Here is a 19,799-nt window from a genome sequence, read left to right on the forward strand (position 1 = left end):
TATTAAAAAACGCTCCGAAGAAGCGTTTTTTTGGTTTTAATAAATAATAGGCTGCTCACCGTCAGGGCAAAAGAATTCTACTCTGCATAATTCTCTATACTGTTTACCGTCACTACACCCATAAAAACATTCTCCGGGATAAGGGAAACTTATTCCTCCGGAAATTGTCTTCAATTTGTTTTTACTTAATTTCTTTAAATGTTTCATATTGCATGATTTTGGTTTAAATAAAGATATGAAAATATTGATAAGTATTTGTATACTAGTATTTTATTTTTATTGTAGCTGAATATGAGACAATAAAAAACCGCTTTAACAAAGCGGCTTTTTACATCTTGCTGAAGTTCCTTACATTGTTTCTCCACCTGTAACAGGGCATTTAAAATCATCACTGCAATCTGCACAAATCACAGTTCCGTTGCAATAGTACATACAGAATTCTGGTACAGGCAATTGAGCTCCTCCGGAAATGCCTTTCAATTGGTCTTTTCTTAGTTTTTTTAGATTTTTCATATAGATTTAATTAAAAATTTGATAGTATAGTAAAATTAAATAAAATATTTTCAATTAAATGAATTATCATGTGAGAAAAATTAAAAATTATTAAAAAAAATATTTATCATGTGGTTTTTGTATGCAAATGTTTGATTATTAGAGAAATAAAAATTAATTTTAGAAGAGCGATATCCGAAAAGCTTATAGAGTAGGAAAAACTAAATACCAAAAACTATGAAAAATTTCAAAAAAATTTCAAGAGAAGAACAAAAGAAAATGATTGCGGGAGACATGGGTCCTGCTTATTGTTTTGATGGTGAATTGCCTGGTACAGGTGGTTGTGCACCTGGATATATCTGTTCAGGCGGTAACTGTGTGCCCTATGTTGGAAATCCTGGCGGAGGTGGTAACCCCGGTGGAGGTGGCAGTAGTTATACTTGTATTTGTCCTTGGGGTACTTTCACGCAGCCTACTCCTTGTCCAGAGTTTTATTGTATAACAGGATAAAAAAATAGTCAGTAATTTAATTACTGACTATTATTCATTATGATTATTTTTTTATCAATCCTAATTCGATTAATCTCTCGTGCAAGAATTCTCCTGCAGTAGTGTCTTCGTATAATTTTGGATTGTTTTCGTCTACACAATTATCAAGAGCATTTAATGACATGGCACTGATAGGGTGCATAAAGAAAGGAATTGAAAATCTTGAAGTGCTCCACAATTCTCTTGGCGGGTTTACCACTCTGTGAATCGTAGATTTTAATTTGTTGTTAGTATGTCTTGAAAGCATGTCTCCAACATTAATCATCAATTCATCCGGTTCTGCGATCGCATCGATCCATTCTCCGTTATGGTTCTGAACCTGAAGACCTTTTCCTTGTGCACCCATTAAAAGAGTGATCAGGTTAATGTCTCCGTGAGCTGCAGCTCTTACGGCATCATCCGGTTCTTCAGTGATTGGTGGATAGTGAATAGGTCTTAAGATTGAGTTTCCTTCAGCTATTTTATCGTCAAAATAGAACTCATCTAAGCCAAGGTGCAGTGCTAATGCTCTTAGAACATACTGTCCTGTCTTTTCAAGCATTTGGAATGCCTCTTTACCTACTTCGTTGAATTTCGGAAGTTCATCAACGATTACATTGTCAGGATACTCCTTTTTGTATTTTGAATCCTCAGACAGATACTGTCCAAAGTGCCAAAACTCTTTTAAGTCTCCTTTTTTGAAACCTTTTGCAGTTTCTTTACCGAATCCTACATACCCTCTCTGGCCACCAATTCCTGGAATCTCATACTTTTGTTTCGTTTCCACTGGTTGGTCAAAAAAGTTTTTTACCTCTCCATATAAATCTTCTACAAGGTTGTCATCAAGAAAGTGGCCTTTTAAGGCTACAAAACCAATTTCTTCATAAGCTTTTCCGATTTCATTTACAAATTTCTGTTTGCGTTCCGGGTTACCCGAAAGGAAATCACGCAGGTCTACACTAGGTATTTTGTCCATTTTTAGAAATTTACGAATAGCAAAATTACATTTTTTTTAATTTAAATGATTTTAAAATCATTATTTATAAGTTAAATTTGCTGTATGAAAAAATATTCTTCTAAGAGAAGTATCCAAATACTTGCACATCTTCTTCAGCAGTACGGAATTGCAGACATTGTAATTTCACCGGGATCAAGGAATGCTCCTTTGGCGATTCATTTTTCAGAAATAGACAGCTTTAATTGTTACAGTATTGTAGACGAAAGAAGTGCTGCTTTCGTAGCAATGGGGATGGCTAAAAGTGAGAAAAAACCAGTAGCAATTACCTGTACCAGTGGATCTGCAGTAGTCAATTATTATCCGGCGGTTACGGAAGCTTTTTACCAGAACATTCCCCTTTTGGTACTGACAGCAGACCGGCCAACAGATTTTATTGATATTTTTGATGGGCAGACGATCAGGCAGAAGGATGTTTTTCATCAGCATTCTTACGGAGATTTTCAGTTACTGGAAGACAGTAAGGAGAATGCAGAAGATATTAATTTTGATACAATTAAAAAGGCTATCGAGCTTTGCTTTGAAAAGCAAGGACCGGTACATATCAATATTCCTTTGGAAGAGCCATTATATGAACTGGTATCAGAGCTTCCAACTTTTCCAACGGTTGAAAAAACAATCAAGCATAAAGAGTATGAGATCCCATCCAACCTGATTGCGGATTGGCATACGTCTCAGAGGATTATGTTGTTAGTGGGAACAAGAGATTACAGCCCAGAATTGGAAAATCAGTTGACACAACTGGTTAAAAACCATTCTGTAGTTGTACTCAGCGAAGCAAATTCCAATTTGTATCATGAGAAGTTTTTCAGACATATAGACCGCTATATCTTCAATTTTACAGAAGAAGATTATAAAACCTATGCTCCGGACCTGTTAATTACGATAGGACAGAATGTGGTTTCCAAAAAAGTAAAACAGTTTCTGAGAAGTGCAAGGCCAAAGCAACACTGGCATCTGGATGAAGTTTGGCAGCCGGATACGTATTTCTCATTGACAGAGAAAATAGAGGTAAAACCTGAGATATTCTTTTCCAAATTATTAAAGTTCATTAACCTGGAGCCAAGACCTTATTTTAATTTGTGGGATGTTTTGAGAGATAAAAAAGATGCCAAGCACCAGCAATTTTTAAATACGGTAGAATTTTCAGATTTTTATTTCTTTAATAAAGCGGCACAAACTGTTCCTGAAAACTATAATATTCATTTCAGCAATTCGTCCGGGATCAGATATGCACAGTTGTTCGATTTTGGCAAAAGAAAAATGTACTGCAACAGAGGAACCAGCGGAATTGATGGTTCAACATCCACTGCAATGGGATTTGCTATTAAAAATGCCAATCCAACTTTGTTGATTACCGGTGATTTAAGCTTCTTTTATGATATCAATGGTCTTTGGAACCAGTATATTCCTCCTTTTGTAAGAATTATGATCTTCAACAACGGAGAAGGGAATATTTTCAAGATTATTCCGGGACCTGGAAATGCCAACCCGAATACGTTAGACGAATTTATTGCCACCAAACACCGTAAAAATGCTGAGCATTTAGCCAAGCATTTCGGCTTCTCTTACATTAAGGTGGAAGATGAACTCACGTTGGACAGAGTGTTGGAGAACTTCTTCAAACCTGATGCACAACCAAAAATCCTGGAAGTAAATACTTATGGGAAAAACAGTGCTGACATTCAGAAAGCTTACTTTAATTTCATGAAAGAAAACTAAAGATCAAGATATTCTTCATTTCCTGGCAGATTCATAATTCTGTCAATAGGATAGATAAACATATCATCAAAGTCGTTTAAAGCATTGATGAGTTGAAAGTGGCTGAACTGCTTTATATTTTGTAGAGTAATTTCAGCCTCTTTTATTTTCTTATTTTTCAAAAGATGTTGTCTTTGTACTCCATTCAAAAGATAAGAGTTTGGAGTAAACCAGTCTTTACCCTTTAAAAATAAAAGGTTGGAAAAAGAAGTATCGGTGATATGGTTATTTTTCACAATGATGATTTCCTCCGCTTTGGATTTCATCTTCATTTTATCTAATTCTTTGCGGTCTTCAAATTTGAATGAGTAATCGAAACTATTGTTTTCTACCAGTTGGAAATCCTGAATTTCAGGGATCGCGTAAGGAATCATCTGAGTGCGAATTCTTTTGTCAAGATCATAGGAAATTCTTAGCTTGAAAAGCCCGTCTTCATCATGCTCCAGATTTTTGTAGATTTTGGCCAGATCAATAGAACTCTCTTTTCCAAAATGAGAGAATGTTTGATTAACACGTTTTTGATGGAGTTCTAATAGAAAAATCTCCTGATCTTCTACCTTAATGCTTTCAATGAATTGGGACATAGATTTTATTTTTCATTTCCTGATATTCGTCTTCTAATTTACTCATGTGCGTTATACCGCCTCCGCTTTTGAAATAGAGCTTATTGTCCTCTTTTTCAATAAAACGTATCATTACACAGCTGTCGACATTTTCACCGTCGAACCAGCCACAAACTCCCGTGTAATATCCTCGGTCATAGCCTTCTGCCTCCAGGATTATTTCCAGCGTTTTAGGTTTTGGGGCACCTAAAATAGATCCTGCAGGAAGCAATTTTTGCATAATACTTCCTAATTTTCCGTCAAATTCAGGTTTTAATATTCCTGAAATTTCCGAACTCATGGCATATAAATCTTTCTGCCGTGTTTTGAGGAAGTCAATATGCTGAAACTGATCTACACGTACATTATCTGCTACCATGCTTAGATCATTACGGAGCAAATCTACCACTGTATAATGCTCAGCTTTTTCCTTCGGGTCATTCTTTAAGATTTCTGCCGCATTTTCTATGGAGGCATCAATAGTGCCTTTCATAGGATAAGTCAAAATTTTTCCGTCAATAATCTTTACGAAAGTTTCAGGAGAAAAAAATACAAAAAAATCTTTATAAAAAACCTTGTACTTTGCCTCGGAGTGATAAAAAATTTCTTTAAGGCTTAAATTGGTCTCAATTTCAGTTTTTCGGGTATAATTTACCAGATAGGAATTCCCAAGACGAATATTTTTCTGAACTTTATCAAATCCTGTTTTAAAGCTTTCCAGGGTCTCCGGAAAGAATTTCCATTCTACTTTTTTATCAAGCGCTTGTTTCTGTTTTGTGGTTGAAAACATTTGAAAATCAATTAATAACCCTGATTTTTCGATCTCATTTTCTTTATAGATTTCCACCTTCTCTGAAAGGAAATCGATCACAAAGAAATAGGGAACCTTCTGAAGGGAAAGCTCGTCCATTTCCATAAATTTTTGATGATTCACTGAAAACATTCGGCAAAAATACTTATTGATGTTTACTTTTGCATAAAATTTTTATGATGCAGAGTAAATATCCTCAGAAACCGGGAATTGATTTTATATTGAAGCAGGCTTTTTTCTATTGGAATAAAACACTGGTTTTTCAGTTGATGTTTTCAATGATATTTTTTGGAATCTTTCTTACCTCTCTTTTCTTCTTCGGAGACAGGTATGGAATATGGGAGCAGAATCAGGTGCTTACGGAAGCTTTGAAAGAAGGAACAAAGGCCTATATGGAAAAGATAGGACAATTAAGTGCTACTGAAAACTATCAGATGTTTACTCTTGCCATCTGGGCAACTACAGCATTTCTATATCCTCTGAATCTGGGAATGTTCCAGATCTTCAGAAAACTGGATCTTAACGAAAAAATTGAACTGGGAGATTTGTTTGTAGGGTATAACGGAATTAACTTTTTTAAATATCTGGGATATTATCTTTTCTGGTTTATGATTTATAGGTTTACAGTTCCTACGATTCTTTTGGCCATTATTTGGGTAGCAGTGACGGTATTTGTAGCTCCATTGATGTTTTTTACCAATAAAAGGATATTCGAAGCCATTTCTTTAAATTTTAAAGCTCTTAAAATGTATTTTGTAGAAATCATGGTGTGTGTCTTCGTTGCTGTTCTGTTTAAATACCTGGGGTTCAGTTTGTTTTTAATTGGAGGACTTTTCACGTTTCCTTTCTGGAATGCTATGATTTATTCTTTATATAAAACAATATTTTCGGAGAAAAGCTAAAATTCAGTTAGGTTTAATGTGTTTTTTTATCAAAAAAAGTTAAATTTGATAAAATCATTAAAATATTTAAACTATGTCTGAATTTAACGAATTTGATCAGCAAGGTTCTGTTCCCAGTAGGGAAACGGGATCAATCATTTCACATGCCTTTGAAATGTATAAAGGTGTTTTTGGGTACGCTATTGTTGCCATGATAATTTATATCGTTGGAGGGATTGTTATCCAAAGTCTTACCGGTTTCAATTCTGCAGCCATCATGGAAGAAATGAAAACTTCGGGTGATTATGGGAATTTCAGATATTGGGAAACTCCTGGGTTCTCAATGTATATGACGTTTTCCAGTCTTTTTTTACTGTTATTGACTCCGCTGTATGTAGGTTTGATCTATATGGTGAATAAATTTAATACCAAAAATCCGATTGAATTCTCTGACCTTTTCATTGGATACCGCCAGAATTTTGTAAATATATTGATCTATAGCTTCCTTTCAGGGATTATTTCTTCTGTTGCATTGACGCTTTGCTTTCTTCCGTTTATTTTTATTTACCCATTTCTGTTATTAGGATATCCTATCTTATTATTTGAAAACTCTTCAGCTATTGATGCTTTAAGTAAGTCATTCAATATTGCAAAAGAGAATTACGGAACACTATTAGGAGTAAGTTTCCTTGGGCTTTTAATCTCACTGGCAGGTATTATTTTATGTGGAATCGGGTTTATTTTAACGGCGCCATTCATTATGGTCGTAATGTACTCTGCTTATTGTGCTTTTGTTGGAAAGCCGAGACAAATCATGTATACAAAACAATAAAAATAAAATAAAAATTGATGAATAAAGACAATCAAATAAGCAGTGTTGCCATAAAGCAGATGTCTTTGCTCGCCATTATTTTGGTGTTGGCAGGTTTAGTCTGCTTTAATCTTGCCTTGTTTATTCCATCAGTTTTAGGGGCTATTACCATTTATGTGGTTTGCAGAAAGTATAATTTCTATCTTCAGGAAGAAAAAAAGTGGAAACCTTCTCTTGCAGCTTTTGCATTAATGTTTGCAAGCCTTATCGTGCTGATCCTGCCTATTTATTTCATTGCAGATCTCATTATTGATAAATTAGGAAATGCACAGGCTTATATGGACAAATTCAATGTATTTTTGGATAAAATACATTCTTATATCCAAACCAAAACAGGTTTTGATATTTTGAGTCAGGAAAATATGGATAAGCTGAAAAGCTTTGTAGGGAAATTTTCTACCTCAGCATTGAGTGGGACATTCAATACCCTGACAGTAATAATGTCCATGTACTTTATCCTGTATTTTATGTTGGAAAAGCCGAGATTGTTTGAGAGAATTCTAACGAATTCGGCGCCTTTAAAACGATCAAACGTTTCATTGCTGGGCGAGAAACTAAGGAAACTCATCATGGCCAATGCAATTGGTATTCCTGTAGTTGCTATTGGGCAGGGAATCGTATCACTTATCGGATATCTGATTTTTGGAGCTCCGGGAGCTGTGTTATTATTTGCTCTGACTGCAGCTTCTTCTGTTATTCCGGTTGTAGGAACGGCTATTGTGTATGTCCCGGTCTGTATATTTATGATTGCAGAAGGCGACACCGCACAAGGGCTTGGTCTTGCAATTTATTGTGTAGTGGTAGTAGGGCTTACAGATAATCTGCTTCGTTTTACACTTTTAAAGAAACTTGAAAATATCCATCCTCTGAATACGGTATTTGGAATTATCATGGGAATGAACCTGTTTGGCTTTATGGGACTTATTTTTGGCCCTATTCTGATCTCATTTACCCTTCTTTTGATACAGGTATACAGAAATGAATTTGCTGATGAGAATGCGCCTCCTGATCTGGAGTTACCCAATCAGAATGAAGTAATAAATTGATTTAATTATATAAAAAGTGGAGGGAATAAATCCGGAAATATTAAAAGAAATCTGTGTTTTTAAAATGCCATTTGGCAAATATGAAGGAACAGTCTTGATTGATCTTCCGATAAGTTATCTGGAATGGTTCAATAAAAATGGAATGCCTAAAGGTAAATTGGGCATGCAGTTGTCAACTGTTTATGAAATTAAATTAAATGGTTTGATGGATCTGTTAGCTCCGATCAGAGCTTCCGTAAGAAACGGATTATAAAGAAAGTTCTGTTTTATGATATAAAATCGGCGGCTTCGAAGAAGCCGCCGATTTTTTTTATGAATTATTCTAAGCCTTTAAAGCTGCAATTTCATCTCTCAGCTTAGCCGCTTTAATAAAATCGAGATTTTTAGCTGCCGCTTCCATTTCTTTTTGCTTCTGTTCAATAATCTTTTCAACTTCATCACTGGCATAAGTAGCTTTAACTTCAGCAACCTTTTGAAGGATTTCTTTTTGGGTATATTTTTCATCTGGAAAATCTTTGCTTCTACCCACAAGATTCTCAGATATTTTTTTATTCAGTGCTTTGGGTACCATGCCGTTATCTTCATTGTACTTCATCTGTTTTGCACGGCGGTATTCGGTTTCATCCAATGTTGCCTGCATAGATTTGGTGATCTTATCAGCATACATAATGGCTTTTCCGTTGATATTTCTCGCAGCACGTCCCACGGTCTGAATCATGGATCTTCTGCTTCTCAGCATTCCTTCCTTATCAGCATCTAAAATAGCAACTAATGAAACTTCCGGTAAATCCAAACCTTCTCTTAATAAGTTGACCCCAATCAAAACATCAAAAAGCCCTAACCGTAAGTCCTGCATAATCTGGATACGTTCCAGCGTTTCAACATCGGAATGAATATATCTTGTCCTGATCCCGAATTTGGTGAAGTATTTGGTGAGCTCTTCCGCCATTTTTTTGGTTAAAGTGGTCACCAGAACTCTTTCATCAGCATCAGCTCTTTTCTGTATTTCTTCCATTAAATCATCAATCTGATTCAAGCTTGGTCTTACTTCAATAATAGGATCAAGAAGTCCGGTAGGGCGGATAATCTGTTCAATATAAGCCCCTCCTGTTTTTTCCAGTTCATAATCCGCTGGAGTTGCAGAAACATAGACTACCTGATTCTGAATGGCTTCAAATTCTTCAAACTTTAAAGGCCTGTTATCCATCGCTGCAGGAAGCCTGAATCCATATTCTACTAATGCTTCTTTTCTGCTTCGGTCACCACCATACATTGCATGAACCTGTGGAACTGTTACATGGCTTTCATCAATAACCATTAAGAAATCCTTAGGGAAATAATCAATCAGGCAGAAAGGTCTTGTTCCCGGAAGTCTGCCGTCAAGATATCGGGAATAGTTTTCTATCCCTGAACAATATCCAAGCTCCTTGATCATTTCCAGATCCAGTTCTGTTCTTTCCTGAAGTCTTTTGGCTTCTAATGGTTTTCCTATAGAGCTGAAGAAATCTACCTGTTTTACCATGTCATCCTGAATATCTTTGATCGCTCCATTTAGTGTTTCTTTTGATGTAACAAAAAGGTTCGCCGGATAGATCTGAATTTGGTCAAAATTATCCTCTACATTTCCGCTAACAGGATCAAAGCTTTGAATTTTTTCAATTTCATCCCCAAAAAACTGGATTCTGATCGCATTATCTGTATAAGCAGGGAAAACATCTATGACATCTCCTTTTACACGAAACGTTCCTCTTTGAAATTCATTTAATGTTCTGGCATATAATGCATTCACTAAAGAATGCAGGAGTGCTGTTCTCGTAACTTTTTCACCAATAGCAATGGAAATTAAAGATTTATGAAATTCCGTTGGGTTCCCAATACCGTAAATGCATGAAACGGAAGCTACGATAAGAACATCTCTTCTCCCCGAAAGAAGGCTTGCTGTAGCAGAAAGACGTAATTTTTCAACTTCTTCATTGATACTCAGGTCTTTTTCAATATAAGTTCCGGTTGTGGCAATATAAGCTTCCGGCTGATAGTAGTCATAGTAACTGACAAAGTACTCCACTGCATTTTCAGGAAAGAATTCTTTAAACTCCATGAAAAGCTGTGCTGCCAGGGTTTTATTATGAGCAAGAACGAGGGTGGGACGTTGAACATTTTGAACAAGATTAGCAACCGTAAAGGTTTTCCCGGATCCTGTTACCCCAAGAAGAGTCTGGTACTTTTCACCAATCTCTATTCCTGCAGTTAATTTATCAATGGCTTGGGGCTGATCCCCGGTGGGTTTGTATTCTGATTGAAGCTTGAAATCCATAAGAAAGAATGTATAGAACAAAAATACGAAAGAAATTATTAGGCGTGATAAAGTTTTGATGATGAATATTTTCCACATTAGTTCTTTTTATTCACACTATGTATTATAGTTGTTGTCTTAAAGTTTGAATAAGCTATTTTATGGCATTATTTTTCCATTCATTTTCGAACACCTAATCATAATAGTATGAAAATCAATCAATTTTATATTCCAATGCTTAGTCTTTTTCTGACTTTATCTTCGTGTAAAAAGAATAATGCACATGCCCAACAAACCGGAAATGAAGGGAGCGTAGAGACAGAAAAACCCAATTCTGAATATCAGCCTGCATTTAAAGGACAAACACGGATAAAGGCCGTAAAAACAAATACCGCTTACAATGTGGAGATATTGAATAAAGACCTTGGGAAGCCATGGGGAATTATTAATTTACCGGATGGAAGGTTCCTCATCACAGATAAACGAGGATCTATGAATGTTGTATCAAAAGATGGAAAACAGGTCTCCAAGATAGAAGGCTTTCCAAAGGTAGACTCTAAAGGACAAGGGGGAATGCTTGATGTAGCATTGGATCCTGATTTTAAAGCCAATTCTACTATTTATTTTAGTTTTTCAGAGCCATTTGGAAAAGGAAACCTTACCTCTGTAGCGAAAGGAAAATTATCAGAGGATTTTAAATCAATTTCAGATGTAAAAGTGATTTTCCGCGCAGAACCTTCTTATGATGGAGATAAACACTATGGAAGCAGGCTTGTTTTTGATAAAGATGGAAATTTATTTGTTAGTACAGGAGAAAGATCTGATAAAGAAACAAGAGTCTATGCTCAGAAAACAGATAATTATTTAGGAAAGATCATTAAGATCACCAAAGACGGATTGCCAGCTCCAGGAAATCCATTTATAGGAAAACAAGGATATAAACCTGAAATTTATGCTTATGGAGTCCGTAATCCTCAAGGTTTAGCTATTGACCCAAACGGAAACCTTTGGGATGTGGAAATGGGACCAAGAGGAGGTGATGAAATTAATCTTATTCAGCCAGGAAAAAATTATGGATGGGGAGATGTAACCTATGGGATTGAATATTCCGGGGCTAAAGTAGGAAAGGGTATTACCCAGAAAGAAGGTACTGAACAACCTGTTTATTATTGGGATCCGGTAATTTCTCCAAGCGGAGTTACTTTCTATACCGGAAATATAGAAGAATGGAAAGGAAACCTTTTCATTGGATGCCTGAGTGGTGAGCATATTAACAGGATTGTGATGAAAGATAATAAAGTGGTAGGAGAGGAACGCCTTCTTGCAGACCAAAGTGAACGATTCAGAGATGTACTGGACGGAATGGATGGAAACCTCTACGCCGTCACAGATAGTGGAAAGCTTTATAGAATTTCAAAGAAATAAGAAAAAGCCGGGTTGAAGATGTGCAACCCGGCTCTTTTTTTGTTAAATAATTATCTGTCAATAATTGTCAAATAGGAACTTTCTGCTCCCTTTTCCAATTCCAGCCTTTATTAAAATTTAAAATTAAGTCGGGCAAAAACCTGCCTTCCGGCGAATCCCATCTGTACCGGATCAAAAATTCCACCGGCTTCTGTATTCCCATCACTAACGTGTGCACTTTGCAAAGTTGGGTACCTGTTGAATATGTTTTTGCTTCCCAGAGTAAGATTGAGATTATTTGAAAATTCATACCCAAAAGAGATATCAGTGGTTACTTTGGGATTGTATACCTGTTCTGAATCATCATATCCGATTAGTGTTACTTTATCAAATCTTACCATTTGAAGATTTACATTGAATTTACTGATCTTATAGTTGAGGTTTAAATTAACTTTTGTTTTTGGAGCAGAAGCAAGAATAAAAGCTCTTTCTCTTGGGCTTAGGTAAGTATCTTCTTTCCCTTTCAGCTGTTCAGAAGTATTTACTCTGGTGATTTCCATATCATTATAATTTCCTGCTAAAGTAGCCGTTAATTTTCCTGATCCCAGATTTTCGCTATAGCTTAATATGACATCGATACCTTTAGTTTTGGTATCTATGGCATTGGAAAAAAATTGAACTTGATCTATAAAAGGATAGAGTTGTTGAAGTTCTGTAGGAAGCTCTTCTCTTGGAAAATAGCCTGTCAAAACGATTCTGTTTTTTACACTGATATAGTATCCATCAACTGTTGCTGTGAATTTTCCGGTATTGAATGTAAATCCTGCACTTCCATTTACTGAAGTTTCTTGCTTGAGTTGCTCTATTCCAAGTTTATTAGCAAGATCACTGTCATTTGAAGCCAATTGAATTGTCACTAACTCACCCCCTTGGAAGTTGGTAAATTGCTGACTGTAATATTTCTGAGCTAAAGAAGGAGCTCTGAAACCAGTGGAAACAGATCCTCGAAAAGCAAACTGCGGGGTAATGGCATAGCGGGTGGCAAATTTACCATTTAATGTACTTCCAAAGTCATTGTAATTCTCAAATCTTCCTGCCACACTGATCATCCATTTATCTGTTATGTCAAGTTCCGTATCAAGATAGGCAGCAAAATTATTTCTGCTTTTACCTAAATCAATTGAGTAACCGGGAAATCCTTGTGAACCTCCTGGGCGATAGCGCACAGGATCAGAACCCGGCACTTCTACCCATAAATTCTTCGACGTGTCAGCGGTTACAACATTTCCATTAATATCATACATCGCATATGAAGTTTCTTCTCCTTTTATAATATTAAATTTTTCATATCTAAATTCAGATCCAAACGCAATATTCAGACCTTTCAAAACTTTAAATTGCCTAACGGCGTTAAAGCCTGTTGTGTTTTGTAAAAGCGAATGCCCTCCTGCATTAAAGCTGGTGGGGGATTTGGCCCCCAGACTTGCATTGAGGGTTTGGTCGATTTGATAAGTAAATCTGTTATTTCCAAACGCATTATAAAAGTCAACATCCCAATTGGCAACTTTGAATTTTAACCCATTATCAAAGGTAAAATCTGTAATACTTGTATTTTCAATAGGATTGAATCCATTTGGATATATCGAAGGGATATTTTTATCATCATCCGCTGTTCTTGTCCATGCATAAGCTTTGGTATTCCTGTGTGAAAAGCCCTGGCGGGAATAGAACTTTAGCCCATCAGTTAAAGGAAGCTCAATATTTCCAAAGAAATATACATTTTGAGCTTTTGCATCTCCGAAGCGTTGTCTTGGAGCTGGAGGATCATTGTAGATTTCAGGATTAGCATTTCTGATTGCGTAGTCTTTGTTGATAAATTCAGCAGTGAAGTTACCAAAACCTCCCTTGTTGCCTATTTTCGTTCCCAGGTTTCCGCTGAAATCAAACGTAATTCCATCAACTTTATGATCGGAAACGACATCATTATTTCCCGGACTTTTAAAAAGGTTCATTCCATAAAAAGCATTTCCTTCAAAACCTTTATCCCGATCATTAAGGATAACATTAATGACTCCGGCGATCGCATCCGAACCATATTGAGCTGAAGCCCCGTCACGCAGCACTTCAACCCGTTTAATTGCTCCGATAGGAATGGTATTCATATCGTATCCCGTATTTCCTCTTCCTTTGGTTCCAAAAAGATTAATCAGGGAAGATTGATGGTATCTTTTTCCATTAAGGAGTAAAAGAGTCTGATCCGGGCCGAGCCCTCTTAATGTAGCCGGATCTACTGCGTCGGCACCATCCGATCCGGATTGTTTGTTAGAATTAAAGGAAGGGGCAGAGAACTGTAAAAGTTGGTTTACTTCTACCTGGCCTGTCGCCTGGCTTACCTGTTTGATATCGATAACATCAATAGGAACAGGAGTATTAATGACCGTTCTTTTTTTGTTTCGGCTTCCGGTAATAGCTACTTCATCAATTTTAGATTCTTTTGTCAGGGTATCTTTTACCAGCTGAGCATAAGATAGTGAAGATGCCGTAAGAAAAATGACGCTAATGTATTTTATCTTCATATTGATAATTTTGAGTGGTGGTTAACTCAAAATTATCAATATTTATTTGTAAATCAATACTTAAATTAAATATTTGTTATGAATGTCTTAATTTAATCTTGTTTATGTTAAATGAAAGTAAAATAATAATTAAAATATTTGATTTAATTAAAATTTTCAACATTAAAAGCTGGTAATGATTCTGTTAATACCTTCTTCCAGAATTTCTTTGGAAGTAGAAAAGCATATTCTGATGTGCCCTTCAGCTCCTTTTCCAAACCATCTTTCCGAACCGGGAACAATGGCTACTTTTCCATGTTGTAAAACATGTTGTGCAAACTGATCGCTGGACATTCCATTTTCAATCTTCGGAAATAATACAAAAGTAGCTTCGGGAAGATTAGGGGTTACAAGTCCTGATCCATTCAGAAGCTGGAAAGCCAGATTTCTATTTTGTTCCAAGTGGTTTAAAAACTCTTTATACCAAGGTTTGGCCTTTTCCAATGCCACACTTCCTGCAATCTGTGATAGAGTAGAAACACCTTCTATCGTAGAGTTGAAATTGGATTTTTCTGTAAAATCTTCAAGAACTTCCTGATCATTACATAGAACAGCTCCAATTCTCAATCCTGCAATTCCAAATGACTTTGAGAATCCATATACAGTAAAACTTTTTCTTTTGGCTTCTTCAGAAACAGATGAGTAGGTGTGAAAATCCCTGTTATCATAAATAATATCACTCCATATTTCATCACTCATTACCCATAAATCATGAGCTGAAGCAATCTCTGAAACCTTCTTTAATACTTCCTTGGAATATACCTTGCCAAGTGGATTGTGCGGATTACAGATGCTTATCAGTTGAGTATGAGGATTAATTAAAGAAACCAGTTTCTCAAAATCAATTTCACCGGTTTGGGTATTTACCGGGCACAGCCTTACGATTCCACCAGCCGTTTCTACAGATTTTTTAAATAAAAAATCTACAGGATCCAGAATGATGGCTTCATCACCAGGTTGTAAAACATATTTAGCGATCAGGAACATTCCCTGTGCAGCGCTATTAACAGCAAGTACATTCTCAGAAGTAAAGTTACCATGCTTTTCCTGATTAAAATGATAGGCCACACTTTTCTTAAATTCAGGAAGTCCGGAAAACGGGCCATAGCTCAGATAGCCGTCCTTTATATAATCAATGATTCCCTGTTCTATTTCAGGAGCCGTTCTAAAATCCGGATCAGCAGCTGTTAAAGGGATAATTCCTTCTTCCAGGGTGGCCCATCTTCCGTTATAGGCTTTTCTTTTTAAAGCTTCAAAATTGATATCGTTATTGGTGAACATTTTTTTTATTTGTAAGATATGGGTAAAATATTGTCTGTGTGTTGGTCTGTCGGGAGAAGAAACTGGTTCAATAATATTCTGCCATTATTGATGTGGATTTCTATTTCAGGCTTCCTTTCCATTTCATATTTGCGGAAAGCTTCTCTAATAGAGTGTTCTTCAACTAAATATTTAGTCAGTATATAAGAATCTTTCAATGCTGAGGTTACTCCCTGACTGGTAAAAGGGATAAGCGGATGGGCTGCGTCTCCGATGAATACAATGTTATCTTTATAGAAAGGATTAAGTTCTTCCAGCTCGTAGACGCACCATAAATGTACATTTTCATAGTTAGATTGTTGTATAATGGAGGATACTAAAGGATGCCAGTCTGCAAAAAGTTCAAGCATATACTTTTTCAGATTCTCTGCCGTGTGTTCATTGACTTTATATTTTTCATTGTCAAACTGAGAGTACCAAAGAATGGTATCATGAGAAAGCTTAAGAATTCCAAAAGTAAGTCCACCCTGATCGTGATGGAATTTCATGAAATCATTTTCAATAGAAGCTGCGATGTCTTGATTTTTAATAATATTAACCACCTCATTTTCTCTTACCTGTCTCATTTTTTCATCCTTAAAAAGATTTCTTCTGATTCTGCTTCTGGAACCGTCAGAAACAATAGCTATTTCAGCATCTATAGCTGCTCCATCAGAATGCTTAAGTTTTCCTTTTTCTGTATCAGAAGGAATTACTGTGGCATTATATGTTATTTTCTCAGGAGAGATGTTTTCTGACAGAAGCTGGATGAGTGAATGTCTTGAAATGGCAAATACATTGTTGAGGTCCTTTTCTGCTAATTTTTTTCCTGTATGGGAATATTGTATATATTTTTTCAGAAAGCTTCCGTGTTTAAAAAGAAGAGCAGGATCTATAATCTGGGTTAGATACTCAATGCCTTCCTGTGGGATAAGAAAGCCATGACCTGCCAGATCTTCTTTTTTTCTTCTTTCATAAATATGGTAATCAATGTTATATTTTTCAAGATAATTCGCCATGCTTAAGCCGGAAATACCAGCGCCCACGACAGCAATTTTGTTCATGTTCGGAATAATGGTTTTTTTCAGGTTGGTGTTTAAATACTTTTCGGTCTGTTTTTATGGTACAAAAGTAAATTAAAATCATTCATTATTTTTAAAAAATGAATTAAATTGATTCTTGTTTTTTGAGAAATTAGATGAAAAGAGTAAAAATATAAGGATCTATAAGTGAGATTTTGAGGAAGGTATTTGTGGAATAATTGAACAATATAAAAAGCCGGAAATCAATTCCGGCTTTTTTTTATATTTATGCTTTTTCAAGCTGCACAGTAAAATGTCTTAATATTTCAGGCTCCCATGTAATTTTATACCCTTTCGCGACTTCTTCACGTCTTTCATATACGTTCTTTATTGCGGCAGCAATATAGTCCATATGATTGTTGGTATAGGTTCTTCTAGGGATCGCAAGACGTACCAATTCCAGTTTTGGGTAACGGTTTTGCCTCGTTTCAGGATCTCTGTCTGCCAATAAAGTTCCAATTTCTACAGTTCTGATTCCAGCTTCTTTATAGATCTCAAGACCTAAAGTCTGGGCCGGATATTCCTCACGGGAAACATTAGGAAGGAAATTTAAAGAATCAATGAAAACAGCATGTCCTCCGATGGGTTTCTGAACCGGAATTCCGTACTCAATAAGTTTGTTTCCAAGATATTCAACCTGAGAAATTCTGCTTTCGAGATAAGCAAACTCTGTAGCCTCATTAAGACCTACCGCCAAAGCTGCCATGTCTCTTCCAGCCATTCCTCCATAAGTAATGAACCCTTCATAGATGATGGTGAAATTTGATGCTTTTCTGAAGATTTCTTCGTTATTTAAAGCGATAAAACCTCCAATATTTACGAGCCCGTCTTTTTTAGAACTCATTGTCATTCCTTCACCATAAGAGAAAATTTCTTTACAGATCTCTTTGATGCTTCTGTTTTCCTGCCCTTGCTCTCTTTTCTTAATGAAGTACGCATTCTCTGCAAATCTTGCGGAATCAAAGAATACCGGAATACCGTATTGGTCGGAAAGAGCTTTTACTGCTTTCATATTTTCCAGAGAGACAGGCTGCCCTCCGGAAGAATTACAGGTAATTGTAATCAGACAGAAAGGTATATTTTCCTTAGGATTGCTTTTATAAACTTCTTCAAGTTTTTCAAGGTTGATATTTCCTTTAAAAGGATGAAGGTCATTGATATCAAAAGCTTCATCAATCGTACAGTCGATGGCATGTGCTTTTCTGAACTCAATATGTCCTTTTGTCGTATCGAAATGAGAATTTCCGGGAACTACATCACCTTCTTTCACCAAAACGGAGAATAGTACATTTTCAGCAGCTCTTCCCTGGTGGGTAGGTAATAAGTATTTGAATCCGGTAATTTTTTCAACAGTATTCTGCAGCTGCTCAAAAGAACGGGACCCTGCATAGCTTTCATCTCCAGTCATCAATGCAGCCCATTGTTTGTCAGACATTGCTCCGGTTCCGGAATCTGTTAAAAGATCGATATAAACATGTGAAGATTTTAGGTTGAAGAGATTGTAATTTGCTTCTTTAAGCCATTGTTCTCTTTCAGCTCTTGTAGATTGGTGGATTTCTTCCACCATTTTAATGCGGAAAGGTTCCGCGTACGGTAAATTCATGGGTTGGTATGTTTTTAAATTGTGTGTAAAAGAAAATGTGTTTGAAAATAATTTTCAAATTCATCAATGTACATCTAAAGAAGAATAGGTATTATTCCGGTGCTTTAAATATATTCTCATCAGAATGGAACCCGGCAACACCGCCACTTACTGCAAACTTCATAGCAGAAGCAGCAGTCATTCCTACTACAGGTTTGATGTTTTTTTCTTCAGTAACAATTACCCAGCCCGAAATGGCATAAGAATGGGGTAAATATACCGCAACGTAATTATGCTTGTCAACGTCCGACATTTCTTTTTGAGTTAAAAAGCCGATTCTCCAGATTTCCGGATTTTCATTCGTTTTTACCCATACAGGATCGTTGAATTTTTTCTTGTCACCCACAAAAGAGGACATGACGTCCTTGGTAGGAGTGTAAATATGTTTTACTCCCGGTGTTTTTTCCAGTAAGCTATCCATGGTGTCAAAAAAGAATTTTCCCACCACAAATTTATTTCCAAGATAGCCTAAAATAGCAGTAAGTAATATGATTGAAACGAAAACAAGCCCCGGAACCTGTTTTGCAAGTGAAGGAACAAGATTGTCTATTGCGCTTACAATATACCAGATTACAAAAATTGTAAGTCCGATTGGTCCAATGATAACCAGCCCCTGAAAAAAGTTTTTCAGGAATAGATTGGCAATACTTTCAAAGCTTGGTTTCTTCAACGTTTATTCTTTACTGTTTATATTTTTAACCGTGAATGGTTTCTTTATTTCCGTAGGATTTAATAATATTGGCTTCATATTCCAGCCAGGCTTCCCATCGTTCATTTACCTTTTCAGGATCTCCAAGCTGTCTTGCAAATGCAATGAAAGTTGTATAATGGTTGGCTTCAGAGATCATAAGCTCTCTGTAGAAGACTTTAAGTTCTTCATCTTTGATATTTTCAGTAAGAACCTTAAATCTTTCACAGCTTCTGGCTTCAATCATGGCTGCAAAAAGCATTTTGTCTACAATAAGATCCTCTCTGCTTCCCTGGATGATAAATTTGGCAAGTTCATTTACATAATCATCCTTTCTAGCTCTTCCAAATTGATACCCGCGCTTTTTAATGATCTCATGAACCTGATTGAAATGATCCAGCTCTTCCTGTGCAATAGCAAGAAGTTCTGTCACGATCTCCGGATATTCAGGAAGCATTGTGATGAGACCAATGGCATTGGTAGCCGCTTTTTGTTCGCACCATGCATGATCCGTTAAAATTTCTTCGATGTTTCCTTCTGCAATGTTTGCCCACCTTGGATCGGTTGGGAGTTTCAACTTAAACATGTTTTAAATTTTTGTAAATTTAAAACAAATTAGGCATATTCGGTACTTTTGATGAGGTAGAATTTATATTCTGTTAGGTTTTGTTTAACGAGGCGCTTGTTTTATGCCGTATTTATAAATGGCAAAGCTCTTGGATTATTATATTTTTTCTTAAATTTCTATCTAGTAACGAAACTAATAATC

At 36.1% G+C, this 19,799-nt stretch carries 19 protein-coding genes; 7 read left to right on the forward strand and 12 right to left on the reverse strand.

Features of this window, described 5'->3' with window-relative positions:
* Positions 1-36: 36 nt before the first annotated feature.
* Both EG344_RS12015 and EG344_RS23935 read right to left on the reverse strand, forming a co-directional pair.
* Positions 37-207: a bacteriocin gene (locus EG344_RS12015; protein ID WP_123909635.1), complete on the reverse strand. Its 171-nt coding sequence runs from the start codon at positions 205-207 to the stop codon at positions 37-39.
* A 141-nt stretch (positions 208-348) separates the two neighbouring features.
* Entirely contained in the window at positions 349-513 is a 165-nt protein-coding gene (locus tag EG344_RS23935) for a bacteriocin-like protein (RefSeq protein ID WP_164464428.1), read from the reverse strand.
* Positions 514-729: 216 nt separating this feature from the next.
* Here EG344_RS23935 and EG344_RS12020 point away from each other — a divergent pair, with 216 nt between their 5' ends.
* Positions 730-1,002 carry a bacteriocin-like protein gene (locus tag EG344_RS12020; protein ID WP_123909636.1) on the forward strand — a complete coding sequence of 91 codons (273 nt, stop codon included), beginning with the start codon at positions 730-732 and terminating at the stop codon, positions 1,000-1,002.
* Positions 1,003-1,045: 43 nt separating this feature from the next.
* Here EG344_RS12020 and EG344_RS12025 read toward each other — a convergent pair whose 3' ends face one another.
* Complete coding sequence (locus EG344_RS12025) at positions 1,046-1,996, reverse strand: isopenicillin N synthase family dioxygenase (protein ID WP_123909637.1); 951 nt, start codon at positions 1,994-1,996, stop codon at positions 1,046-1,048.
* Positions 1,997-2,080: 84 nt separating this feature from the next.
* Here EG344_RS12025 and menD point away from each other — a divergent pair, with 84 nt between their 5' ends.
* Positions 2,081-3,757, forward strand: a complete 1,677-nt coding sequence (gene menD, locus EG344_RS12030; RefSeq protein ID WP_123909638.1) for a 2-succinyl-5-enolpyruvyl-6-hydroxy-3-cyclohexene-1-carboxylic-acid synthase — start codon at positions 2,081-2,083, stop codon at positions 3,755-3,757.
* On the opposite strand, the gene EG344_RS12035 is transcribed toward menD, so the two are convergent.
* Positions 3,754-4,380 (reverse strand): aminotransferase class IV, encoded by a 627-nt coding sequence (locus EG344_RS12035; protein ID WP_123909639.1) that lies wholly within the window; start codon positions 4,378-4,380, stop codon positions 3,754-3,756. The genes menD and EG344_RS12035 overlap by 4 nt on opposite strands.
* Entirely contained in the window at positions 4,364-5,341 is a 978-nt protein-coding gene (locus tag EG344_RS12040; RefSeq protein ID WP_123909640.1) for an aminodeoxychorismate synthase component I, read from the reverse strand. Before EG344_RS12040 ends, EG344_RS12035 begins: the two co-directional genes overlap by 17 nt.
* A 44-nt stretch (positions 5,342-5,385) precedes the next feature.
* Between EG344_RS12040 and EG344_RS12045 the strand changes: the two genes are divergently transcribed.
* The 4 genes from EG344_RS12045 to EG344_RS12060 all read left to right on the forward strand — a co-directional run bounded on the left by EG344_RS12045 (position 5,386) and on the right by EG344_RS12060 (position 8,260).
* Positions 5,386-6,111 (forward strand): hypothetical protein, encoded by a 726-nt coding sequence (locus tag EG344_RS12045; protein ID WP_123909641.1) that lies wholly within the window; start codon positions 5,386-5,388, stop codon positions 6,109-6,111.
* A gap of 73 nt (positions 6,112-6,184) precedes the next feature.
* Positions 6,185-6,922, forward strand: coding sequence for a beta-carotene 15,15'-monooxygenase (locus tag EG344_RS12050; RefSeq protein WP_123909642.1), 738 nt, complete (start codon positions 6,185-6,187; stop codon positions 6,920-6,922).
* A gap of 17 nt (positions 6,923-6,939) precedes the next feature.
* Positions 6,940-8,007 (forward strand): AI-2E family transporter, encoded by a 1,068-nt coding sequence (locus EG344_RS12055; protein WP_123909643.1) that lies wholly within the window; start codon positions 6,940-6,942, stop codon positions 8,005-8,007.
* Between the two features lie 25 nt (positions 8,008-8,032).
* A complete protein-coding gene (locus tag EG344_RS12060; protein WP_123860621.1) occupies positions 8,033-8,260 on the forward strand; it encodes a DUF3820 family protein in 228 nt (75 codons plus the stop codon).
* Positions 8,261-8,329: 69 nt separating this feature from the next.
* Here EG344_RS12060 and uvrB read toward each other — a convergent pair whose 3' ends face one another.
* A complete protein-coding gene (gene uvrB, locus EG344_RS12065; protein WP_123909644.1) occupies positions 8,330-10,321 on the reverse strand; it encodes an excinuclease ABC subunit UvrB in 1,992 nt (663 codons plus the stop codon).
* A gap of 186 nt (positions 10,322-10,507) precedes the next feature.
* Here uvrB and EG344_RS12070 point away from each other — a divergent pair, with 186 nt between their 5' ends.
* Positions 10,508-11,725, forward strand: coding sequence for a PQQ-dependent sugar dehydrogenase (locus tag EG344_RS12070; RefSeq protein WP_123909645.1), 1,218 nt, complete (start codon positions 10,508-10,510; stop codon positions 11,723-11,725).
* Positions 11,726-11,835: 110 nt separating this feature from the next.
* On the opposite strand, the gene EG344_RS12075 is transcribed toward EG344_RS12070, so the two are convergent.
* The 6 genes from EG344_RS12075 to EG344_RS12100 form a co-directional block, all read right to left on the reverse strand.
* Positions 11,836-14,280, reverse strand: a complete 2,445-nt coding sequence (locus EG344_RS12075; protein WP_123909646.1) for a TonB-dependent receptor plug domain-containing protein — start codon at positions 14,278-14,280, stop codon at positions 11,836-11,838.
* 162 nt (positions 14,281-14,442) lie between these two features.
* Positions 14,443-15,600: a pyridoxal phosphate-dependent aminotransferase gene (locus EG344_RS12080; protein ID WP_123909647.1), complete on the reverse strand. Its 1,158-nt coding sequence runs from the start codon at positions 15,598-15,600 to the stop codon at positions 14,443-14,445.
* A 5-nt stretch (positions 15,601-15,605) separates the two neighbouring features.
* Complete coding sequence (locus EG344_RS12085; RefSeq protein ID WP_123909648.1) at positions 15,606-16,682, reverse strand: FAD-dependent monooxygenase; 1,077 nt, start codon at positions 16,680-16,682, stop codon at positions 15,606-15,608.
* 244 nt (positions 16,683-16,926) lie between these two features.
* Entirely contained in the window at positions 16,927-18,303 is a 1,377-nt protein-coding gene (locus tag EG344_RS12090) for a tryptophanase (protein ID WP_123909649.1), read from the reverse strand.
* A gap of 91 nt (positions 18,304-18,394) precedes the next feature.
* The gene (locus EG344_RS12095) at positions 18,395-19,012 is read right to left on the reverse strand and encodes a DUF502 domain-containing protein (RefSeq protein WP_123858277.1); all 618 of its coding nucleotides are present in this window, start codon (positions 19,010-19,012) and stop codon (positions 18,395-18,397) included.
* Between the two features lie 25 nt (positions 19,013-19,037).
* Positions 19,038-19,616, reverse strand: coding sequence for a tRNA-(ms[2]io[6]A)-hydroxylase (locus EG344_RS12100; protein ID WP_123909650.1), 579 nt, complete (start codon positions 19,614-19,616; stop codon positions 19,038-19,040).
* Between the last annotated feature and the right edge of the window lie 183 nt (positions 19,617-19,799).

Origin of the sequence: Chryseobacterium sp. G0162, assembly GCF_003815715.1 — a bacterium.
In the GTDB taxonomy this organism is placed as follows: domain Bacteria; phylum Bacteroidota; class Bacteroidia; order Flavobacteriales; family Weeksellaceae; genus Chryseobacterium.